Here is a 5,019-nt window from a genome sequence, read left to right as displayed (position 1 = left end):
GGGGGGTGGGGGGGGGGGGGGCCCCCTCGCCGGTCAGATGTCCCGGAAGATCTCGATCTGCGCCCCGATCGAGTTCAGCCGCTCCGCCAGGTCCTCGTACCCCCGGTTGATGACGTACACGTTGCGCAGCACCGACGTGCCCTCCGCCGCCATCATCGCCAGCAGGACGACCACGGCGGGCCGCAGCGCGGGCGGGCACATCATCTCGGCGGCGCGCCAGCGGGTCGGGCCCTCGACCAGGACGCGGTGCGGGTCCAGGAGCTGGAGGCGGCCGCCGAGCCGGTTGAGGTCCGTCAGGTAGATGGCCCGGTTGTCGTAGACCCAGTCGTGGATCAAGGTCTTGCCCTGGGCCACCGCGGCGATGGCCGCGAAGAACGGGACGTTGTCGATGTTCAGGCCGGGGAACGGCATCGGGTGGATCTTGTCGATCGGCGCCTCCAGCTTGGAGGGGCGCACGGTCAGGTCCACCAGACGGGTACGGCCGTTGTCGGCGACGTACTCCGGCGTGCGGTCGTGGTCGAGGCCCATCTCCTCCAGGACCGCCAGCTCGATCTCGAGGAACTCGATCGGCACCCGGCGCACCGTCAGCTCCGACTCGGTGACCACCGCGGCGGCCAGCAGGCTCATCGCCTCGACCGGGTCCTCGGAGGGGGAGTAGTCGACGTCGGTGTCGATGTCCGGCACGCCGTGCACGGTGAGGGTCGTGGTGCCGATGCCCTCGACCTCGACGCCCAGTGCCTCCAGGAAGAAGCAGAGGTCCTGGACCATGTAGTTGGAGGAGGCGTTGCGGATGACGGTGACACCGTCGTGCCGGGCGGCGGCGAGCAGCGCGTTCTCGGTCACGGTGTCACCGCGCTCGGTCAGCACGATGGGCCGGTCGGGCCGGACGGACCGGTCCACCACGGCGTGGTACTGACCCTCGGTCGCGGCGATGTCCAGGCCGAACCGGCGCAGCGCGATCATGTGCGGCTCGATGGTCCGCGTGCCGAGGTCGCAGCCGCCGGCGTACGGCAGCTTGAACCGGTCCATCCGGTGCAGCAGCGGGCCGAGGAACATGATGATGGAGCGCGTGCGCACGGCCGCCTCGGCGTCGATGGCGTCCATGTCGAGCGAGGACGGCGGCACGATCTCCAGGTCGACCCCGTCGTTGACCCACCGCGTGCGCACGCCGATCGAGTTGAGCACCTCCAGAAGGCGGTACACCTCCTCGATCCGGGCGACCCGGCGCAGCACCGTGCGTCCCTTGTTGAGGAGCGTCGCGCACAGGAGGGCCACGCACGCGTTCTTGCTCGTCTTCACATCGATGGCGCCGGACAGCCGGCGGCCGCCGACCACCCGCAGATGCATCGGGCCCGCATAGCCCAACGAGACGATTTCACTGTCCAGGGCTTCACCGATTCGGGCGATCATCTCAAGGCTGATGTTTTGGTTGCCGCGCTCGATGCGATTGACGGCGCTCTGGCTGGTGCCGAGTGCCTCCGCGAGCTGCGCCTGTGTCCAGCCACGGTGTTGCCGGGCGTCACGGATGAGCTTGCCGATGCGTACGAGGTAATCGTCTGCCATGAGGCTGAGGCTATCTCAGATATGAGATGCCGCCTGTTGGGGGGTCTGTTCGGGTGATGGAGTGTCAGCGTACTTCAGGATGAGGCAGATCAATCGGAAAATGTAGCACAAAAGTCTCTCGTACTGATTTGCGAAGAACGGGCACCTTTCGAACCTGACCGCGAGCGCCGGGAGCGCGTGACGTCGTCGCCCAGGGTGTTGAGTGCGGTCCCGGCGCTCCGTCCGTCCTTGCGGAACTCCGGTTCCGAGGTCTCCGTGACGCCGTGCTCGAAGGGGGGCCGCTCCGGCGGCCGGGCGCTGAGGGGTCGCGGTCCGTTCGCCGATTCTCGCCGTGTGGGCCATGCCACTGAATCTCGGGGCGGCGGAGCCGGTCCGGGCATGACCATCCGGCCCCCGTGTACTAGAGTTATCTCGACATCGAGATATCTGCCGAGGCGCACCGCAGCCGCCACCCGGTAAGGCTTGCCTAACTTAGCCTTACCTTAGCGGATCGGCCAGGACGACGTGGCGGCAGGATTGCGGTGGTACGCGCACATCAATGAAGGAGACTGTCGTGTCGGCGAACAGCTTCGACGCCCGCAGCACGCTGCAGGTGGGCGACGAGTCGTACGAGATCTTCCGGCTGGACAAGGTGGAGGGCTCCGCTCGCCTGCCGTACAGCCTCAAGGTCCTGCTGGAGAACCTGCTCCGCACGGAGGACGGCGCGAACATCACCGCCGACCACATCCGCGCCCTGGGCAGCTGGGACTCGCAGGCTCAGCCGAGCCAGGAGATCCAGTTCACGCCGGCCCGCGTGATCATGCAGGACTTCACCGGTGTTCCTTGTGTCGTGGACCTCGCGACCATGCGTGAGGCCGTGAAGGAGCTGGGCGGCGACCCCGCCAAGATCAACCCGCTGGCCCCGGCCGAGCTGGTCATCGACCACTCCGTCATCGCCGACAAGTTCGGCACGAACGACGCCTTCAAGCAGAACGTCGACCTGGAGTACGGCCGCAACAAGGAGCGCTACCAGTTCCTGCGCTGGGGCCAGACCGCCTTCGACGAGTTCAAGGTCGTCCCGCCGGGCACCGGCATCGTGCACCAGGTGAACATCGAGCACCTGGCCCGTACCGTCATGGTCCGCAACGGCCAGGCGTACCCCGACACCCTCGTCGGCACCGACTCGCACACCACCATGGTCAACGGCCTCGGTGTCCTCGGCTGGGGCGTCGGCGGCATCGAGGCCGAGGCCGCGATGCTCGGCCAGCCGGTCTCCATGCTCATCCCGCGCGTCGTCGGCTTCAAGCTCACCGGTGAGCTGCGGCCCGGCACCACCGCCACCGACCTCGTGCTCACCATCACCGAGATGCTCCGCAAGCACGGTGTGGTCGGCAAGTTCGTCGAGTTCTACGGCGAGGGCGTGGCCGCCACCTCCCTCGCGAACCGCGCCACCATCGGCAACATGTCGCCGGAGTTCGGCTCCACCGCCGCGATCTTCCCGATCGACGACGAGACGCTGAACTACCTGCGCCTGACCGGCCGCTCCGAGCAGCAGGTCGCGCTCGTCGAGGCCTACGCCAAGGAGCAGGGCCTCTGGCTGGACCCGCAGGCCGAGCCGGACTTCTCCGAGAAGCTCGAGCTGGACCTGTCGACGGTCGTCCCCTCCATCGCCGGCCCGAAGCGCCCGCAGGACCGCATCGTCCTCGCCAACGCCGCCGAGCAGTTCAAGACGGACGTCCGCAACTACGTGGACGAGGTCGACGAGGCGGGCAAGGAGTCCTTCCCGGCCTCCGACGCCCCGGCCGTCCACCCCAACGGCGCGCCGTCCAACCCGGTCCAGGTCACCGCCCCCGACGGCACGACCTACACCATCGACCACGGTGCGGTGACGGTCGCGGCCATCACCTCCTGCACCAACACCTCCAACCCGTACGTCATGGTCGCCGCCGCCCTCGTGGCCAAGAAGGCGGTCGAGAAGGGCCTGACCCGCAAGCCCTGGGTCAAGACCACCCTCGCCCCGGGCTCGAAGGTCGTCACCGACTACTTCGACAAGGCGGGTCTGACGCCGTACCTCGACAAGGTCGGCTTCAACCTGGTCGGCTACGGCTGCACCACCTGCATCGGCAACTCCGGCCCCCTGCCGGAGGAGGTCTCCAAGGCCGTCAACGACCACGACCTCGCGGTCACCTCGGTCCTCTCCGGCAACCGGAACTTCGAGGGCCGTATCAACCCCGACGTCAAGATGAACTACCTGGCCTCCCCGCCGCTGGTCGTCGCGTACGCCATCGCGGGCTCCATGAAGGTGGACATCACCAAGGAGGCGCTCGGCACCGACCAGGACGGCAAGCCGGTCTACCTGACCGACATCTGGCCGACCGAGGCCGAGGTCAACGACGTCGTGGCGAACGCCATCGGCGAGGACATGTTCAACAAGTCCTACCAGGACGTCTTCGCGGGCGACGCCCAGTGGCAGGCGCTGCCGATCCCGACCGGCAACACCTTCGAGTGGGACGCCGAGTCGACCTACGTCCGCAAGCCCCCGTACTTCGAGGGCATGGAGATGGAGCCGGCCCCGGTCACCGACATCGCCGGTGCCCGCGTGCTCGCCAAGCTGGGCGACTCGGTCACCACCGACCACATCTCCCCGGCCGGCGCCATCAAGGCCGACACCCCGGCCGGCAAGTACCTCACCGAGCACGGTGTCGAGCGTCGTGACTTCAACTCCTACGGCTCCCGCCGTGGCAACCACGAGGTCATGATCCGCGGTACGTTCGCCAACATCCGCCTGCGCAACCAGATCGCGCCGGGCACCGAGGGCGGCTACACCCGCGACTTCACCCAGAGTGACGCGCCGGTGTCGTTCATCTACGACGCCTCCCGCAACTACATCGAGCAGGGCATCCCGCTGGTCGTCCTGGCCGGCAAGGAGTACGGCTCCGGCTCGTCCCGCGACTGGGCCGCCAAGGGCACCGCGCTGCTCGGGGTCAAGGCCGTCGTCGCCGAGTCGTACGAGCGCATCCACCGCTCGAACCTCATCGGCATGGGCGTCCTGCCGCTCCAGTTCCCGGAGGGCCAGAACGCCGAGTCCCTCGGCCTGACCGGCGAGGAGACCTTCTCCATCTCCGGCGTCACCGAGCTGAACGAGGGCACCACGCCGCGCACGGTCAAGGTCACCACCGACAGCGGTGTCGAGTTCGACGCGGTCGTCCGCATCGACACCCCCGGTGAGGCCGACTACTACCGCAACGGCGGCATCATGCAGTACGTGCTGCGCAGCCTGATCCGCAAGTAGGCGGCACGGCAGGGCGGTACAGGGCCGCATCCCCGGTGACGGGGGTGCGGCCCTTCGCGTTCACGGCCGAGCTGCCGCCGGTCGCCTACCCGGTCTCCGGGAGTGCTTGTTCGGCCCAGATGACTTTGCCCTGGGGGGTGTAGCGGGTGCCCCAGCGTTCGGCCATCTGGGAGACGAGGAAGAGG

At 68.1% G+C, this 5,019-nt stretch carries 2 protein-coding genes; one reads left to right on the top strand and one right to left on the bottom strand.

Annotation, left to right across the window (positions count from 1 at the left end):
* Positions 1-33: 33 nt before the first annotated feature.
* A complete protein-coding gene (locus ACFW2E_RS41330) occupies positions 34-1,563 on the bottom strand; it encodes a helix-turn-helix domain-containing protein (protein WP_384475625.1) in 1,530 nt (509 codons plus the stop codon).
* Between the two features lie 553 nt (positions 1,564-2,116).
* Between ACFW2E_RS41330 and acnA the strand changes: the two genes are divergently transcribed.
* Entirely contained in the window at positions 2,117-4,834 is a 2,718-nt protein-coding gene (acnA, locus tag ACFW2E_RS41325) for an aconitate hydratase AcnA (RefSeq protein ID WP_384475622.1), read from the top strand.
* The last annotated feature ends 185 nt before the right edge of the window (positions 4,835-5,019 follow it).

Origin of the sequence: Streptomyces sp. NPDC058964, from assembly GCF_042741275.1 — a bacterium.
In the GTDB taxonomy this organism is placed as follows: domain Bacteria; phylum Actinomycetota; class Actinomycetes; order Streptomycetales; family Streptomycetaceae; genus Streptomyces.
The sequence above is the reverse complement of the archived record's forward strand: the minus strand, read 5'-3'. Positions and strand labels throughout refer to the sequence as shown.

Excerpts from the sequence above, each read along its gene's own strand:
- ACFW2E_RS41330 (WP_384475625.1), bottom strand. The coding sequence starts at position 1,563 with ATGGCAGACGATTACCTCGTACGCATCGGCAAGCTCATCCGTGACGCC.